The sequence below is a fragment of the Pseudophaeobacter leonis genome, from assembly GCF_002087335.1.
GTDB lineage: Bacteria > Pseudomonadota > Alphaproteobacteria > Rhodobacterales > Rhodobacteraceae > Pseudophaeobacter > Pseudophaeobacter leonis.
The window spans coordinates 13,030-29,668 of sequence record NZ_MWVJ01000096.1 but is presented as its reverse complement, the minus strand read 5'-3'; the positions used below and the strand labels follow the sequence as shown (position 1 = coordinate 29,668).

Sequence of the window (16,639 nt, the reverse complement as noted above, 5' to 3'; positions counted from 1 at the left end):
TGCCCCCGGTGCATTGCTCAACTCTATCAAGGGGTCTGGCGGCACAGCCTGTACAGATCTTTGGGAAGGAAAAGCGGAATGTATAATTTCGATGTCGAAAAACCCACCAGCATCGCCGATGCGGTGGCAGCTCTGGGGGATGACGAGGCCCAGGCGCTGGGCGGTGGTCAAACCCTGATCCCGACGCTGAAGCAGCGTCTGGCAAGCCCCTCCAAGCTGGTCTCGCTGAGCGACATTGCCGAGATGCGGGGCATCAGCCTGGAGGCTGGCGTGCTTGCCATTGGCGGTGGCACCCCGCATGGCACCGTGGCGGCTGAGGCGGCTGGCTCGTACCCTCGCTGGCGGCCCTGGCAGGCAATATTGGCGATCCGGCAGTGCGCAATCGTGGCACTATTGGCGGCTCTCTGGCCAATAACGACCCGGCGGCCTGCTATCCGGCAGCGGCGCTGGCCAGTGGGGCAACCATTGTCACCAATGCCCGCGAGATCAAAGCGGATGACTATTTCGATGGTCTGTTCACCACGGCGCTGGAAGAGGGCGAGATCGTCACCCAGGTGCGCCTGCCGGTGCCAGAGGTTGCGAACTATCAAAAGTTCGTGCAGCCCGCCTCGCGCTTTGCGCTGGTGGGGGTCTTTGTCGCCAAATACGCCGATGGCGTGCGGGTTGCCGTCACCGGGGCCTCCGAAGATGGGGTGTTCCGCTGGAGCGAGGCCGAAGCGGCGCTGAGCGCCAATTTCAGTGGGGATGCGCTGGAGGGGCTGTCGGTTGATGCCGATGGCATGATGGCGGATATCCACGGCTCCAAAGCCTACCGTGCCCATCTGATCGGGGTGCTGACAAAGCGGGCGGTTGCCGCCGCAGCCTGAACGGCCCCTACAGAGACCCCTGAGGCCTCCCTGTTTGAAACAGCAAATACAGGCGGGCAGGCGGGGGTGAAATGCAAAAACAGGCGGGGCGATTCCCTGCCTGTTTTTTACGACAGGTTTTTGAGGCAGAGCTGTTAAGTGCGCAACAGGTCTGAAATATTGTTGAGCATCAGCTGCGTTTTGCCAGAAAGCTCGCGGATTTCATTGGCAATGACCGTAAACCCCTTACCGAGATCACCGATGCGCGCCGCTTCGATCGAGGCATTGAAGGCGATGAGCTGGATGTTTTTGCCGACGCCTTCTGCATTTGCGATGGCTTTCAGAATGTCTTCCTGCCGTTGAATTTCCAGCTTGTTTTGATTGTCGAGAAGATCTGCGGTCATGTCTTCCAGAAACCGTGAGACCAGCGGCTCCAACTGGTAGAGGCTGTGATCCGCAAAGCTAGTTTCCTGTGCTTTACTGGGATCTTCCAGCGAGGCGACCAGGGGGGTAATCGCCTTTAGGCAGGCCAGACGCTGATCTTCAAGGGTCTTGGGAAAGCTGTGATCGCTGGCCTCGAGCATCTCGGGCAGTTTGCTGCGAAGCATTTCATGCGCAGCTGTTATGCGATCCGCCGAGAGTTGCCGCGCTGTCCGGGCCTCGTCGCTGTCTTCCCGGCTTCTGAGAACAATCAGGGAGAGTGCCGCGATCCGCGAAGGACCAATAGCCAGGAAGGCCGCGCTTTGAATATCAGTCAGACTTTGCATTTAACCGTCCCTTTTGTTTCCGCCTGAAGCAATAGCAAGAAGAAGTTAAAGCAAGCCCAAAGCTGCCGTGCCTTTTATTTGTAATTGATGGAAGTTGTGGTGCCGGATGTTGCCGGAAGTGTCGTAGGGGGGCAGGTGGGTCAGGTGGGTTTGCGGGCAACAAAATCTATCAGTGCCGACATGCCGGAGTGTCCGCGCCCTTCCTGCACCTCGCGTTCATAGGTACGGCACTCCAGAGTGTCCCAACCGGCAAAATCAGCGCGTATCTGCGACTCGGTATACATATTTTCGGCAAACGGAGGGCCACCGGTGCCAAATTCCAGCTGTTTTGGGGTATAGCCGTGGATGCAGACTAGGCCTCCACGCTTGCAGCTACGCCGCATGCCGTCGAATAGTCGCGCCCGTCCCTCGGGCCCGGTAAACTGCACAAAAATCGCCGCAATCAGATCGTATTCGTCTGGTTCAGCCCAGTCCTCGGTCAGAAGATTGCAGGCGCGGTACTCTACCGTGCACCGCGTCGCCGGGCCAGATCCCGCGCTTTGGCAATGGCCGATGGGGCAAACTCAAGCGCTGTGACCTCAAGGCCTTGTTCAGCCAGATAGACCGAGTTGCGGCCCTCGCCGTCAGCGATCGATAGAGCCTTTTGACCTGCCTCCAGATAGGCGCAGTGCTCTCGCAGAAAACGCGCGGGCTCTGTGCCAAAAACATAGGCGTTGGTGGCGGCGAAACGTTCTTCCCACATGGCTGTCTCCCTTGTGTGCCTGACGCAGGAACCTTATGCGCCCTTTCACAAAGATCAAGCAAGTCCGCCATTTCCCCCGGCCAAGTCACCCTGCCAAAGGCCATCCTGCACTGGCAAATTCGGGCGGACAGCAGGCGCCGAGCCGCAAGGCATCATGCAACAAAAAACGCCCCGCCCGGTGAAGGGCAGAGCGTCTTTCATCCAAACAGGGTTTGGCGTTATTTCTGGGGAAGCGGGCCGATCATCATGACCATTTGGCGGCCTTCCATCTTGGGCATGTTCTCTACTTTACCCAGCTCTTTGACGTCCTCGGCAACGCGCTCCAGCAATTGACGGCCCAGGTTCTGGTGTGCCATCTCGCGGCCCCGGAAGCGCAGGGTGATCTTTACCTTGTCGCCGGTTTCCAGGAACTTGAACACATTGCGCATTTTGACGTCATAGTCATTGGTGTCAGTGTTGGGCCGGAATTTGACCTCTTTGACTTCAATGATCTTCTGCTTTTTGCGCGCTTCGCTTTCACGCTTCTGCTGCTCGTACTTGAACTTGCCGAAGTCCATGATCTTGCACACAGGCGGGGTCGCGTTGGGCGAAATTTCAACCAGATCAAGACCGGCCTCATTTGCCATGTCCATAGCCTTTGCAGGGTGCACGACCCCGACATTTTCGCCATCAGCGCCAATCAGGCGGATTTCGGAGGAGCGAATTTTTTCGTTCGTGCGCGGGCCGGTGTCACGTTGTGGCGGCGCATTATGAGGTCTGCGGGCTATGGCTTTGATCCTTTGATTATTGCCGAATTTCGATCCCGGAACTTAAACGCAAGGACGGAATGTTTCAAGATGCAACTGAGGCCAACAGGGTCGATTTCCGACGCCTTTGTCACTTTTCGCGAGCAAGAAACCAAGTTTTCCCCCAATGAGCGCTAAATTTGTCATCAGCAAGGACCAGGCTAGACAGTGGCCACAGTTCTATAGAGCTGTAAGCCGTCTCTTGCCAATGGGCGCTGAGTCTACAGGCGGGGTTTGGCTGATGAGGTTCGCAACCCGATATTCCCCCTTGTTAAGTTGTCGTTCTGGGCGCACCTCCGGGCCATCAAGGCCGCGCAGAAGCAGGTCAAACGAAGGAGACGGGTTATGAAGCCGATTATTGTCATTTTGGGATTGGGTATTGTTGCCGCAGGAGGCTATTTTTACGTCCAGAGCCAGCAGGAAATAACGCCTGCCGTGGTGGTGGATCCCGCACCAGTCGCGCCAGAGCCTGTCGTCGAAGCAACCCCCGTGGAGGAGGCTGTCGAAGAGGCCGCCACCCAGGCCGCCGCCCAGACAGAGACAGCGGTTGATTCTGTGGTTGAGACAGCCACAGAGGCAGTTGAGGCTGCCGTTGACGATGTGAACGAAGCCGCTGCCAATGCGGCTGCAGAGGTGAGTGACGCCGCCACAGACGCGGTGAACGATGCTGTTGAGGCCGCAAATGAAGCCACCAGCAGCGCGTCTGATCTGGCCAGTGGTGCGGCCTCTGTGGCGCAGAGCGTGACTGATACAGCAGTAGAGGCGGCCAGCACGGCGGCAACCACAGCCACTGAGACTGCAGTTGAGACAGCCACTTCGGTTGCTGAAACTGCAACAGAGGCTGCCAGCGACGCTGCAAAGGCAACGGCTGATGCGGTGACAGACACAGCAAGTGATGCGGCGGCCGGCACGGGCGATGCGCTTTCCGGGATGGCGCAGTACCTCAGCCTTGATGGCTTTGATCTGGACAAGGTGGTCGAGATGATCAACGAATCCGACCTCGGCGCGGTTCAAAAAACCATGCTCAGCGGCGCGGTAACCAGTGCCAAAGACAATCCAGAAGTGCTGTCCGGTGTGCTGGATCAGGTAAAGGCCGCAATGGGTCTGTAAGCCGCTCAAAGGCCAGTTTGTTAGATAGTGTTCATGGCAGAGTGATCTGACACGAAAAAGGGGCGGCACCTATCAGGTTGCTGCCCCTTTGCTGTGTAATCCATCCGCCTTTTACAGTCAGGTCGTCTGATTGTGTTTGGCCTGGGTTCGCCCGGATCAGTCCAAAAAGGCCTTTTCCACCACGTATTGCGCCGGCTTGGAATTGGCGCCTTCTTCTAGGCCAGCCTCTTCCAACATTTCTTTCAGCTCAAGATTGAAGGCCATGTTGCCACAGATCATGGCGCGATCATTGTCAGGGCACAGCGGCGCCACATCGAGATCTTTATAGGCCTCTCCCGAGCGGATCAGGTCGGTGATCCGGCCCATCTTTGGGCTCTCCTCGCGGGTGGTGGTGGGGTAGTATTTGATCTTCTTCCAAAAGCCCTCGCCAATCACCTCGTTGAGCAGCTCATCCGTCTTGAGGCCTTCGATCAGCTCGGCGCCATAGGTCAGCTCACCGGCGGTGCGGCAGGTATGGGTGATGATGACTTCGTCGTAGTCTTCATAAGGTCTGCGGCTCACGCAGCAGCGAGGCAAAGGGCGCAAAGCCGGTGCCAGTGGCAAAGAACCAGATCCGTTTGCCGGGGATCAGCGCGTCATGCACCAGGGTGCCCACCGGTTTGGGGCGCAGGATGATCTCGTCGCCGACCTTGATGTGCTGCAGGCGCGAGGTGAGCGGGCCGTCCTCGACCTTGATCGAGTAGAACTCCATTTCTTCGTCCCAGCTGGGCGAGGCGATGGAGTAGGCGCGCAGCAGCGGTTTTTGCTTGCCGGTCTTCTCGTTGACCTCGCCCATCAGTCCGATCATCACAAACTCGCCAGAGCGAAAGCGTAAAGAGGCGGGGCGGCTCACCCGGAAAGAGAACAGTTTGTCAGTCCAGTGTTTGACCGCAGTCACAGTCTGGGCATCGGGAAGGGCGGGGGCGGCCTTTACGGGCGCGGCATTGGTGGCAGCATCACTCACGGGCGTAATCTCGTTCATTGGTTGCACTACCGGTCTCTGATAACCGGCACCTCTGATTAATCTTTGATGTAGGTCAGGGATAGCCCCGGTTTCACCTCTGCCGTGGCGTCGCTGACGCAGCCGGGCAGGCTATCCGGGGCCATCCTGAAGGGATGAGGGGATGGCTTAGCGGGCAGCAGAGCTGCCACGCAGACGGGCCTGATAGTTATGCGCGCTCCACTGCGCGCGGGCAAGCCATTGCTCCTGGGGTTGACGGGCGGCCAGTTCAGCGCTGATTTCCACCTCGTCAAAACCGCAGCGGCGCGCCATGGCGTATTGGTCGGCCAGCACATGGCCCTTGGCGCGCAAGCGGCCAGTATAGCCCATCAGACGCAGCTGCCGTGCCAGGGTAAAGCCACGGCCATCGGCAAAGCTGGGAAAATCAATGCGGATCATCTCTTTGCCGGCGATCTGCGTGGCCAGGGTGGCAGGGTCGCTGTCAGACAGCAGATCCAATGTGGTCTCGCTGTCGAACCCTGCTGTCCAGGTCTCGGGGCCAAAGCCCGCGTCGGTTACGATTACAGTCATATCACTCATGCTCCTGTGCGGATGAATTGGCCGTTCACAACGTGGATGCCACATTCTTCCTTGTTCTGATCACGCCAGCGTCCGGCGCGGGGATCTTCACCTGCGGCAACCGGTGATGTGCAGGGCGCACAGCCGATCGACGGATAGCCCTTGGCCACCAGGGTGACGCGGCAGGCGGTTCTCGTCCATATAGGCGCGCACATCCTGCGGAGCCCAATGGGCCAGCGGGTTGATCTTGATGCGCCCGGTGTCGGCATTTCCAGCGGTCTCTACCTCAAAGAAATCCAGCGCGGCGCGACTGCCGGCCTGAAAGCGTTTGCGCCCGGTGATCCAGCCATCAAAACCCGCAAGCGCTTGTTGCAGCGGCGCGGTCTTGCGCAGCGCACAGCAGGCATCGGTGTCGGAAAAGCGCAGCGCGCCATAGGGGTCTTTGGCGGCAATCTCTGCCGATTTGATGATCTGCACATTGCGCAGGCCCAGACGCTCGCTCACCTCCTGCTGATAGACCAGCGTTTCGGTGAACAAGAGTTCAGTGTCGACAAACAGCACAGGCACCATCGGGTCGATCACAGCCGCCATATGCAGCAGCACAACCGATTCCGCGCCAAAGCTGGAGACCAGCGCGATATGACCCGCGTCCTGCAGCGCACCCTGCATCACGGCCGTGGCCCGAGTGATGCCGGTAGCGGGCATTGAGCCCGGCTACCTTTGATGCGAGCGCACTCTGCGTCTCAGAGAGGGGCTGGGAGGCCGCGCTATCCGTTGCAAGGTTCTCCATGGGGCTATGCCACCTTTTTCTGAGCCTCAGGGTAGAGCGCGCTCTTGAAGGGCTCCATGCCGAGACGGCGATAGGTTTCGAGGAAAGTCTCCTCGTCACTTGACCGGATGGCGAGATAGGCCTCAACCAGACGCTCAACGGCGGGCACGATCTCGTCATAGGCGAAACCGGGGCCGGTGCGCTTGCCGATCTCAGCCGTTTCAGTGGCGTCACCGCCCAGAGTGATCTGGTAGTTCTCCACCCCGGCGCGATCCAGACCTAGGATGCCGATATGGGCCACATGGTGGTGGCCACAGGCATTGATACAGCCGGAAATCTTGATCTGCAGATGGCCGATGTCATGCTCTAGCTTCAGCTCGTCAAAGCGGCTGGCGATCTGCTGCGCGACCGGGATCGAGCGTGCCGTGGCCAGAGCGCAGTAATCCATGCCGGGGCAGGCGATGATATCCGAGATCAGGCCAATATTGGCGGTGGCCAGCGCGTGCTCTTTCAGCCGCGCGTGGATCGCGGGCAGGTCGGATTTATGCACATGCGGAATGATCACGTTTTGCTGGTGGCTGATGCGCAGCTCGTCATAGCCGAACTCTTCGGCCAGATCCGCCATGACGCGTATCTGTTCGGCACTGGCATCACCAGGCGTGGCGCCGTGGGATTTGATCGAGATGGTGACAATGGCATGATCCGCGTCGCGGTGCGCAGCCAGATTGGTGTCAGCCCAGGCGCGAAACACCGGGTCGGCGTTATATGCCGCCTGATAGGCATCAGTCGCGCCGCTACGCAGAGCAGGCGGGGTGAAATGCGTCTTGATCTCGGCCAACAGCGCCTGATCGGTGCCGTCAAATTCGCGGCGGCGTTCTTCAAAGCGGGCCTCGACCAGCTCACGGATCTTGTCGATGCCGTTTTCCTGCACGGTGATCTTGATGCGGGCTTTGTATTTGTTGTCGCGACGTCCCAGCACGTTATAGACGCTGAGCACGGATTCCAGATAGGGCAGCAGATCCGCCTGAGGCAGGAAGTCACGGATGATTTTGCCCACCATCGGGGTGCGGCCCAGGCCACCGCCGACAATGACCTCAAAGCCGATTTCGCCATTTTGTTCGACCATCCGCAGGCCGACATCATGGGCTTTGGTGACGGCACGATCATTGGGGCTGCCGGTGACGGCGATCTTGAACTTGCGGCCCAGAAACTGGAACTCGGGGTGGTCGGTGGACCACTGGCGGATCAGCTCCGCGTAGGGGCGCGGATCTGTCAGCTCATCCGCGGCCGCGCCGGCAAAGTGATCGGCGGTGGTGTTGCGGGTGGTGGTGCCCGAGGTCTGAATAGCATGCAGGCCGGCCTCACCCAGCGCGTCCAGCATATCGGGGATGTCGTTCAGTTTGGGCCAGTTGTACTGGATGTTCTGCCGGGTGGTGAAATGGCCGTAGCCCTTGTCCCACTTCTCGGCCAGCAGCGCCAGGGCACGCGCATCTGGGCAGAGTTGAGCGTGCCATAGGGGATGGCCACCCGCAGCATATAGGCGTGCAGCTGCAGATAGACGCCATTCATCAGGCGCAGCGGTTTGAACTCATCCTCGGTAAGCGAGCCGTCAATGCGGCGCTCGACCTGGGCGCGGAACTGCGCGTTGCGTTCAGCCAGAAAGGCTGCGTCAAAAGCGTTGTACTTATACATGGGCTTCGGCCTCCTGTTTGCCGTGGCTGTAGTTAGATGGGCCTTTGCGGCGGAAATCTTCGCGGAAATGCACCGGCTCCGGCCCCTGCTCTCCGGCCGTTGCATCAGCCAGATAGGCGCCGACAATGCGGATGTTCTGCCGTTCGGCGTCCAGCAGGCGCAGCTGTGCCTCGGCCTCGTCGACAATGAGTTCAGCCTGGGACAGATCGCGGGTCCAGCTGTCGTCGGACATAAAGTAGATCACGTCGCCCTCGAGCAGGTCGTTGGCGGTGATGACTTTTGGGGTGAAAGGACGGGCCATTATGCGAGCTCCATGTTCAGGTCGTAAAGGGCAGCGGCGCTTTGGCGCGGCGCCAGCCCAAAGAAGGTAAGGGCAGGGCCATCAAAGCCAGCCTCGGCAAGATCCATTGGCAAATGGTCCAGCGTGGTTTCCAAAACGCGCTGATCCGCGCGCGAGGCGTTCTCGACGATGGTGACGGGCGTGGCCCGGTTTGCCCCATGCATGATCAGGCGACCCTGCACGAAACGGGCGGATTTTTTGCCCATATAAATGGCGGCAACTTCACCGGGACGGGCCAGTGCGGCCCAGTCCTGATCGGCAAAGCCGCGCATGTCGTGACCGGTCAGAAACCGCACCGAAGAGTTGCGCCCCCGCTGGGTGAGGCTTTGACCAATCGCGGCCACCGCAGCCGAGGCGGCGGTGATACCGGGCATGATCTGATAGGCGACACCGGCCTCTTCGCAGGCGGTGAGCTCTTCATCAAGGCGGCCAAATATAGTGGGGTCGCCGGACTTCAGGCGCACAACCTTTTTGCCTGCCAGCGCATGGGCCGTCATGCGGGCACAGATCTCGGCCTGGCTCATGGAGGGGCCAAAGCCCTCTTTGCCAACGTCCTCAAGCAGTGTCTGCGCGCCAGCAAGGGCCAGAATCTCGGAGCTGACCAGGCGATCAAAGAGAATGACATCAGCCTCCTGCAGGTCGCGGGCGACCTTTAGGGTCAAAAGGTCCGGATCGCCCGGTCCAGAGCCGGCAAAGGCCACCTGACCTTTGACAAGGCAACACATGCCGCTGCGGTCAGAAGCGGGGCTATTTGCAGTATGTGTCATGGGACCGGACATCTCGGACCTCTTTGTTGAGTTGTTTGACTTGCTGTAAGATATAGGAAATATTCCCGGTATTGCGCCATATGCTGGATCAAATAAGGAGTTTTGTTCCAGTGGCTGGCTCAGCTGAATATGATGGTCCTGAAATCACGAGGAAAAGAGAATGACAGTGCGGATCGATGCGACGGACCGGAAAATTCTGGCAGAGCTGCAGCGCGATGCCGGGCAATCCCTGGATGAAATTGCCCGTCAGGTGGGCAGTTCCAAGACGCCGGTGTGGAATCGGATCCGTAAATTGCGCGAGGCAGGCGTCATCGGCCAGCAGACCGTGGTACTGGATGCTGAGGCCCTGGGGTTTGAGGCCTGCTTCTTTGTGCTGATCCGCACCTCCGAGCATGAGGCCGACTGGCAGCAGGCCTTCCTGAAGGCGCTGAAAGATCGCCCCGAGGTACAGGAGGCGCATCGTCTCGCGGGCGATATCGACTATATCCTGAAGGTGCCGGTGCAAAACGCCCGGGCCTATGACAAATTCTATCAGGCGCTGATTTCCGAAGTGCGGGTGCACAATGTCACGGCGTTGTTGTCGATGGAGGAGATCAAGTCCACCACCATGCTGCCGTTGAATGCGTGATCCGGGCGTAGCCATGCGGAGCGCTACCGCGCGCTCTTATTCAGTTTCGGGCAAGGTGACGCAGAACAGAAACGGCGACACCTGAGAGCCGTGATGTCTGAAACAGGGAACTGCCCCGTTGGCGGCCATGTGATTTTGGCAACCGGCGTTATGTGCCGTGCTGGACCAGCAGTTTTGTCAGGCCGTGGAAGTGGTAGCTGTTACTGAACTGTGGTTCAGCCACCAGTTTCAGGTCGGGGCAGCGCTCAAACAGGATGGGAAGCGCGATCTGCATTTCGAGCCGGGCCAGCGAGGCACCAACGCAAAAATGCAGCCCGCCGCCAAACGAGGTGTTGGTGCGCATGGGGCGGGTCGGGTCAAACAGGTCGGGGTCGTCTTCTGCTGCCGGATCGCGGTTGGCTGAAGCCAGCAAAAGGGCCACCTGATCGCCACGCCTGAAGGTATGCCCCATCACTTCTGCCTCCTCATAGGCGTAGCGGGTGAACATATGCAGTGGCGGGTCAAACCGCAGGATCTCTTCCACCAGAGCGTCGATACCCCCGGGCGCCAGCCAGGCCGGATCCCAGCCCTGTTGCAGCAGGGTTTTCACGCCATTCCCCAGCGCGTGCACCGTGGCCTCATGGCCGGCATTGAGCAGCAAAATACAGGTGCCGATCAGCTCATCCGTGCTGAGGCGGTCGCCCTGTTCTTCGGCGGCAATCAGGCGGGTGATGAGATCGTCGCGTGGCTCAGAGCGGCGCTGTTGCACATAGCCGACCAGGAAGGCGCTAAAATCCTGCGCCGCCCGGGCAGCGGCCAGTTCGGTGTCATAGGTTTTGCTTGCTTGGTAGATTGCGACCATGTCGTGCGACCAGCGCAGCAGTTGCGGCGCCATCTCCCTGGGCACCCCCAGCAGGCGACAGATGGTGATCACCGGGACCTGGGTGCAATAGGCCTCTAGCAGATCAAAGGGCGCCTCGGGGAAGTCGTCTATCAAGCTGTGACACAGCGCGATCAGCTCGGCTTCCTGCGCTTTGACCTCGCGCGAGGTGAAGGCGCGCATCACCAGCTTGCGCAATCGGGTGTGACGCGGCGGCTCAGCCTCCAGCATGGAATGCGCTTCCACTGCCAGAAAAGGCGCGAGATGCGGAGGTGCGTCGCTTGCGAGCTCGGGTGGGATTTCGCGGCCAAACCGGCGGTCGCGTAAAATCGCATGCCCCGCAGCACGGCGAAAGGCCGCCGGCATGCCGTAGTCCTGCCAATAGTTCAGACCGGCCTGCGCGCGCCCCTCGGCATAAAACGGGTAGGGGTTCTGCACAAAAGAGGCATCAGTCGGGGATTGGATCACTGTCTTCATGCGGGGGGGGGCCTTCATGACTGGTCTTTGCAAGCCCAGTCTTGCTAGACTGACAAAAGACGAGGGGTCAACAGAGAGCCGGTACAAATTGCAAAGATGGGCTTTGTTGCTGGGGTTCGCCCTGGCGGTCATTGGGATAGGCGGTGCCACGTGGATCTATGGCTATCGACAGGCTCTGGATTCGCTGGCGGAGCGCAGTGTTGCGGATCTAGCCCTGGCGTCCGACCGGGTCAGCACGCAGCTGCAGATCTATCAGGAAATGGCGGTGCTGCTGGCGGGTCACCCCGCTCTTGCGCAACTGCAAACCCCGAAAGACCGCGCTTTGGCACAGCGCCTGTTACGTGTCGTTGCGGATAAAAAGGCGGCCCTCGACCTTTTTTTTGCCGATTTCCTGGGGCAAGTCCTGGCCGCAGCCGAGGGGGTGACGGCATCAGATGTTTCCGGGCAAGACTATTTTCGCCGGGCGATGCAAGGCGCGCTAGGCACCGGCTCTGGCGTGCTGGCGGGAAACGGGCGGCGGGCCTATTTCTATGCGGCGCCAAACTTCTCATCGCAGATAGATGTACAGGTTGATGTAGAGGCCGATATCCCGGTTGATGTTCAGACGGCCTGCACAGGCCGATGTTCAGGCCGATGTTCAGGCCGATGTAGTGGCGGATGTTCAGGGCGATCTACAGACAGATGCGCAAACGGAAATCCTGGGTGCGCTGGTGATCGTCGCAGATGTTGAAGACGTGGAGCAGACCTGGCGGGGTTCCTTGCCTGCGGGGGTCTTCACAGATGCACAGGGAGAGGTCTTTATCTCAAACCGGCCTGAGCTGTTGTTCTGGCGTCCTGCTGTTGACGAGACGGCCATCGCGCTGCGGGGAGAGACACAACTAAGCTATCGGGTGTCTTTTGCGGCAGAGCACGAGATCTGGGAGCTGTCGTGGAGCCCCTATTTGCCACGGCGGGCGCTGCATCTGACGGTGGACCTGCCAGTGATTGGGCTGCAGGGGCAAATCCTGGTGGATGTGGCTCCCGCCCGCCGTCTTGCATCCTTGCAGGCCGCGGCACTGGCCGCCCTCTGTCTGGCCTTTGGCACCTTGCTGTTTTTGGCAATGGAACGCCGTCGCACCCTAGCCGCGGCGAATGCGGTCCTGGAAAGCCGGGTTGCGACACGTACCCGGGCCCTGCAGTCCACCAACAGCCAGTTGCGCCGCGAAGTGAATGAGCGCGAAGAGGCTGAGGCGGCCCTGAAAAAGGCACAGGAAGAGCTGGTGCAGGCGGGGAAAATCTCGGCGCTGGGCCAGATGTCAGCGGGGATCAGTCACGAGCTGAACCAGCCGTTGATGGCCATTCAGCAATATGCCGAAAACGGTGAGGCGTTTTTGCAACGCGGTCAGGCAGAGCGGGTCGGCGAAAACCTGACCCGGATTGCCAGCATGTCGGCGCGTATGGCGCGGATCATCAAAAACCTGCGGGCCTTTTCGCGCAATGAGAGCGAGCCGATGGCCCGGGTGGACCTTGTGCAGGTGATCACCACGGCGGTCGAGCTGACGGGCTCACGGCTTGCGGCCGACGCCGTGACGCTGATCTGGAAGCCACCAGAGAGTGACGACCCAATCTATGCCTGGGGCGGCGAAGTCCGTTTGACCCAGGTCTTTGTCAATCTGATCAACAATGCAGCCGATGCGATGCTGGGCCAGCCAGACCGCTCTATCACCATCACGCTGGAGGCGGGCGCGCGGCTGTCGGTGGCGGTCAAGGATATCGGCCCTGGCATAAAAAGAACCGGAAAAGATGTTTGAGCCGTTTTACTCGACCAAGGTGGTCAGCAGCTCCGAGGGCATGGGGCTGGGACTGTCGATTTCCTATGGCCTGTTGCAAAGCTTTGGGGGCAATATCCGGGGCATGAACGCGGAACAGGGCGCGGTTTTTACGGTTGAGCTGGACCGGTGGCACAAGGAGGCTGCGACATGACACGCAAGGTTCTGGTCGTTGACGATGATGCGGCCCTGAGAGAGGCTTTGGCGCAGACCCTGGAGCTGAACGATCTGGAACCGGTCACGGCGGGCTCCTTTGTGGCGGCCAAGGATCTGATTACCGCAGAGTTTGATGGGGTGATCCTGTCGGATATTCGCATGCCGGGGCGGGACGGGTTTCACCTGCTGGACTATGTGCGCGGCACGGACGAAGATCTGCCGGTGATCCTGCGGACCGGTGAGGGCGACATTCCGATGGCCGTCAGGGCGATGTCACAGGGCGCCTTTGGTTTTCTGGAAAAGCCCTGTGTGACGGCCGATCTGCTGGCGGCACTGGAACGGGCCCTGAAGACGCGGCATCTGGTGCTGGAAAATCGCGACTTTAAACCGCAGCTGGAAGAGGGCGACCCGGCGGCCCGTCTGTTGTTTGGCACCTCAGAGCAATCGCACGAGCTGCGGGCGCGGGTGCGGGCTGTGGCTGCCACCATGGCCGAGGTTCTGGTGGCAGGACCTCGGCAGGCAGCGGCATCCCCAAGGTGGCAGAAGTGATCCATCTGATGTCGCCGCGCGCCCAGGCCCCTTTTGTGAAATCTGCCTCTGCCGGGCTCAGCGCCGCTGATTTTGCGGATCTGTGTCAGCAGGCGGCAGGGGGCTCATTGTTTCTGGACGAGATCTCGGGGCTCTCGGAAGCGCTGCAATACGCGGTGTTGGAGTGGCTGGAGCAGGGCGGAGGGCCGCGGCTGATTGCAGGCAGTACTGCGGATCTGACGGCGCTGGTGGCGGCGGGCCGTTTTGGGGCCGGTCTCTATTACCGGCTGGAAGGTATGCGGGTGCGCATCCCGTCGTTGTCTGAACGTCCCGGTGATATCCCGATCTTGTTCCGCCACTATGTGGCACAGGCCGCCGAGCAGGCCGGCATTGACGCCCCCGAGATCAGTCAGGAGCATCTGGCGGGGCTGATGGCGCAGGATTGGCCGGGGAATGCGCGATCGCTGATGTCGGCTGCCATGCGCTTTGTTCTGGGGATGCCGGATGAGGTCAGTGCCGCTGGTGATCTGGGACTGGCAGAGCAGATGGCGCAGGTGGAGCGGTCGCTGCTGATTGCCGCGTTGGGGAGGCAAAACGGCCGGGCGGCGGCGGCGGCAGAGGCGTTAAAGCTGCCGCGCAAGACCTTTTACGACAAATTGGCGCGCTACGGCATTCGCCCGGAGGACTACCGGCGCTCGTGACCCCCTGTGGCGAGGAGAACAGCGATTCCATGCGATACGGGGTTTTCGGCTGAGCTGTGCGGATTTCCGCACAAGGTTTCAAAACCCTGTGCGGGATTTCGCACAAAACCGAAGGGTATCGGTGTAGGTGCCTGCAGTTTTTTCAAGTAACCAATTGGAAAATATTGAGAACGCCACAAATTTCAGCGCATTTGAAACAATTCTTGAGCAAGAGGGCGCAACTCGCAATTCTATGCGCGAGGCTCCTGCCGCTGGTGGGGGAAACGGAGAGATTTTGGGAGGACTGATATGAAGTTCGTGACTGCTGCTGCCACTGCGATGGCACTGACCGTAACTGCTGGCGCTGCACAGGCAGCCTGTGATGAGGGCGAAATTGTCGTCAAATTCAGCCATGTAACCAACACTGACAAGCACCCAAAAGGGATTGCGGCCTCACTGCTGGAACAGCGGATCAATGACGAGATGAACGGCACAATGTGCCTTGAGGTTTATCCGAACTCGACACTGTACAATGACAACAAGGTTCTCGAAGCCATGTTGCAGGGCGATGTGCAGCTGGCGGCACCTTCGCTGTCGAAATTTGAGAAATTCACCAAACAGTTCCGCCTGTTTGATCTGCCCTTCATGTTCAAAAACATCGACGCGGTGGATGCCTTTCAAGCCTCTGACGATGGTCAGGCATTGCTGGACTCGATGCAGCGCCGCGGCCTTCAGGGCCTGGCCTATTGGCACAATGGCATGAAGCAGATGTCGGCGAACAAAGCGCTTGTTGCGCCAACAGACGCCAATGGTCTGAAGTTCCGGGTTCAGTCGTCGGATGTTCTTGTAGCCCAGATGGAAGCCATCGGTGGCAGCCCGCAGAAGATGGCCTTCTCAGAAGTCTACGGCGCCCTGCTGCAGAGCGTTGTGGATGGTCAGGAAAACACCTGGTCCAACATCTACGGCAAGAAGTTCTTTGAAGTGCAGGACGGTGTCACCGAAACCAACCACGGCATCATCGACTATCTTGTGGTGGCCAATGTGGATTGGCTGGAAAGCCTTGAGCCTGCCGTGCGGGACCAGTTCCTAACCATTCTCGGCGAAGTCACCGAGGCCCGCAACGCCAAGTCCACCGAAGTGAACCAGGCGGCCAAAGAGGCAATCATTGCCGCTGGCGGTGTTGTCCGCAGCCTTGACGCGACACAGCGTCAGGCCTGGGTTGATACCATGATGCCAGTTTGGGAGCAGTTCTCGGGCGACGTCGGTCAGGACAAGATCGACGCGGCACAGGCGATCAACGCCGGTTTCTGAACCAGTAACCAGAGCTAAAGCCGGCCAGCCAAAGGCAGGCCGCAACCGGGGCGCCAGTTATCAACTGATGGCGCCCTGGTTTTTCAGGCGGCGTGGGGATCCGCCGCCTGACATTTTTCCTTTTCAACATCATCGGGGTGACTATCATGTCGGGGGCAAAAACCGGCCCGTCCGGGTTTATAAACACGCTTGAAGAGACGCTGATCGCCCTGCTTTTGGGCCTGATGACAGTGATTACCTTCGCCAACGTGATCGCGCGTTTTATATTTAATTCCAATATACTGTGGGCGCTTGAACTCACGGTATTCCTCTTTGCCTGGCTGGTGCTTTTGGGGGCTGCCTACGCGGTGAAGGCCCATGCGCATCTGGGTGTCGATGCCATCGTCAATATCCTTGCACCTGGTCCGCGCAAGGTGGTGGCTCTGATTGCCGCGCTGTGCTGTCTGGCGTTTTCCTTGTTGTTGCTCACAGGCGCTTATGACTACTGGGCGGTCTTTGCGGATCTGCCGCCAACCTCGGGCCGTTGGTTCCCGACGGGCTTTGACCTCAAGGCGCGCTCGCAAAGCTTTTACGAGGTGCAGGATGTGCCCATGCTTGGTGCGCTGCGCTTTCTTGAAGATCTGATAAACTACGGTGAATCCTACGAAAAGCTGCCAAAAGTGGTGCCCTATCTGGTGCTGCCCCTGTCGATGCTGCTGTTGGTTTACCGGTTCGCTCAGGCCACGGTACAGGTGCTGCGCGGTGAGGCCGACCGGCTGGTTGCCAGCCATGAGGTCGAAGACGAGTTGGACGAGGCCCGGGGCCCGTGCGACTGAGG

12 protein-coding genes and 6 pseudogenes are annotated in these 16,639 nt (G+C 59.6%); 7 read left to right on the top strand and 11 right to left on the bottom strand.

Annotation, left to right across the window (positions count from 1 at the left end):
* Window positions 1-78 precede the first annotated feature (78 nt).
* A pseudogene (locus tag B4968_RS18335) lies at window positions 79-866 on the top strand (FAD binding domain-containing protein).
* Between the two features lie 134 nt (window positions 867-1,000).
* On the opposite strand, the gene B4968_RS18330 reads toward B4968_RS18335, so the two are convergent.
* From B4968_RS18330 to infC, 4 genes are all read right to left on the bottom strand, one after another.
* Window positions 1,001-1,612, bottom strand: coding sequence for a methyl-accepting chemotaxis protein (locus B4968_RS18330; protein WP_083100796.1), 612 nt, complete (start codon window positions 1,610-1,612; stop codon window positions 1,001-1,003).
* Window positions 1,613-1,752: 140 nt separating this feature from the next.
* Window positions 1,753-2,040, bottom strand: a complete 288-nt coding sequence (locus B4968_RS25915; RefSeq protein WP_338153313.1) for a hypothetical protein — start codon at window positions 2,038-2,040, stop codon at window positions 1,753-1,755.
* Between the two features lie 74 nt (window positions 2,041-2,114).
* On the bottom strand, window positions 2,115-2,354 hold the full coding sequence (locus B4968_RS25910) for a class I SAM-dependent methyltransferase (protein ID WP_338153312.1): 240 nt from the start codon (window positions 2,352-2,354) through the stop codon (window positions 2,115-2,117).
* Window positions 2,355-2,572: 218 nt separating this feature from the next.
* Window positions 2,573-3,034, bottom strand: a complete 462-nt coding sequence (infC, locus tag B4968_RS18320) for a translation initiation factor IF-3 (RefSeq protein ID WP_241525840.1) — start codon at window positions 3,032-3,034, stop codon at window positions 2,573-2,575.
* Window positions 3,035-3,484: 450 nt separating this feature from the next.
* Here infC and B4968_RS18315 point away from each other — a divergent pair, with 450 nt between their 5' ends.
* Complete coding sequence (locus tag B4968_RS18315; protein ID WP_083100794.1) at window positions 3,485-4,249, top strand: hypothetical protein; 765 nt, start codon at window positions 3,485-3,487, stop codon at window positions 4,247-4,249.
* A 156-nt stretch (window positions 4,250-4,405) separates the two neighbouring features.
* On the opposite strand, the pseudogene B4968_RS18310 reads toward B4968_RS18315, so the two are convergent.
* From B4968_RS18310 to cobA, 6 genes and pseudogenes are all read right to left on the bottom strand, one after another.
* Window positions 4,406-5,270: pseudogene (locus B4968_RS18310) on the bottom strand (ferredoxin--NADP reductase).
* A gap of 147 nt (window positions 5,271-5,417) precedes the next feature.
* Complete coding sequence (locus tag B4968_RS18305) at window positions 5,418-5,819, bottom strand: DUF934 domain-containing protein (RefSeq protein ID WP_083100810.1); 402 nt, start codon at window positions 5,817-5,819, stop codon at window positions 5,418-5,420.
* A 5-nt stretch (window positions 5,820-5,824) separates the two neighbouring features.
* Window positions 5,825-6,597: pseudogene (locus B4968_RS18300) on the bottom strand (phosphoadenylyl-sulfate reductase).
* A gap of 4 nt (window positions 6,598-6,601) precedes the next feature.
* Window positions 6,602-8,268 (bottom strand): annotated as a pseudogene (locus B4968_RS18295) (nitrite/sulfite reductase).
* On the bottom strand, window positions 8,261-8,569 hold the full coding sequence (locus tag B4968_RS18290) for a DUF2849 domain-containing protein (RefSeq protein WP_083100793.1): 309 nt from the start codon (window positions 8,567-8,569) through the stop codon (window positions 8,261-8,263). Before B4968_RS18290 ends, B4968_RS18295 begins: the two are co-directional and overlap by 8 nt.
* Window positions 8,569-9,375, bottom strand: a complete 807-nt coding sequence (gene cobA / locus B4968_RS18285) for a uroporphyrinogen-III C-methyltransferase (RefSeq protein WP_241525837.1) — start codon at window positions 9,373-9,375, stop codon at window positions 8,569-8,571. The genes B4968_RS18290 and cobA overlap by 1 nt, the downstream gene beginning before the upstream one ends.
* Before the next feature lie 160 nt (window positions 9,376-9,535).
* Between cobA and B4968_RS18280 the strand changes: the two genes are divergently transcribed.
* The gene (locus tag B4968_RS18280; protein ID WP_083100791.1) at window positions 9,536-10,003 is read left to right on the top strand and encodes an Lrp/AsnC family transcriptional regulator; all 468 of its coding nucleotides are present in this window, start codon (window positions 9,536-9,538) and stop codon (window positions 10,001-10,003) included.
* 148 nt (window positions 10,004-10,151) lie between these two features.
* Here the strand turns inward: B4968_RS18280 and B4968_RS18275 are convergent, their stop codons facing one another.
* The gene (locus tag B4968_RS18275; protein WP_083100809.1) at window positions 10,152-11,339 is read right to left on the bottom strand and encodes a cytochrome P450; all 1,188 of its coding nucleotides are present in this window, start codon (window positions 11,337-11,339) and stop codon (window positions 10,152-10,154) included.
* Between the two features lie 16 nt (window positions 11,340-11,355).
* Here B4968_RS18275 and B4968_RS18270 point away from each other — a divergent pair.
* From B4968_RS18270 to B4968_RS18255, 4 genes and pseudogenes are all read left to right on the top strand, one after another.
* Window positions 11,356-13,301, top strand: a pseudogene (locus B4968_RS18270) (ATP-binding protein).
* Window positions 13,298-14,532, top strand: a pseudogene (locus tag B4968_RS18265) (sigma-54-dependent transcriptional regulator). Before B4968_RS18270 ends, B4968_RS18265 begins: the two co-directional pseudogenes overlap by 4 nt.
* Window positions 14,533-14,820: 288 nt before the next feature.
* Window positions 14,821-15,822, top strand: a complete 1,002-nt coding sequence (locus tag B4968_RS18260) for a DctP family TRAP transporter solute-binding subunit (RefSeq protein WP_083100790.1) — start codon at window positions 14,821-14,823, stop codon at window positions 15,820-15,822.
* Window positions 15,823-15,968: 146 nt separating this feature from the next.
* A complete protein-coding gene (locus B4968_RS18255; RefSeq protein WP_083100808.1) occupies window positions 15,969-16,637 on the top strand; it encodes a TRAP transporter small permease in 669 nt (222 codons plus the stop codon).
* The last annotated feature ends 2 nt before the right edge of the window (window positions 16,638-16,639 follow it).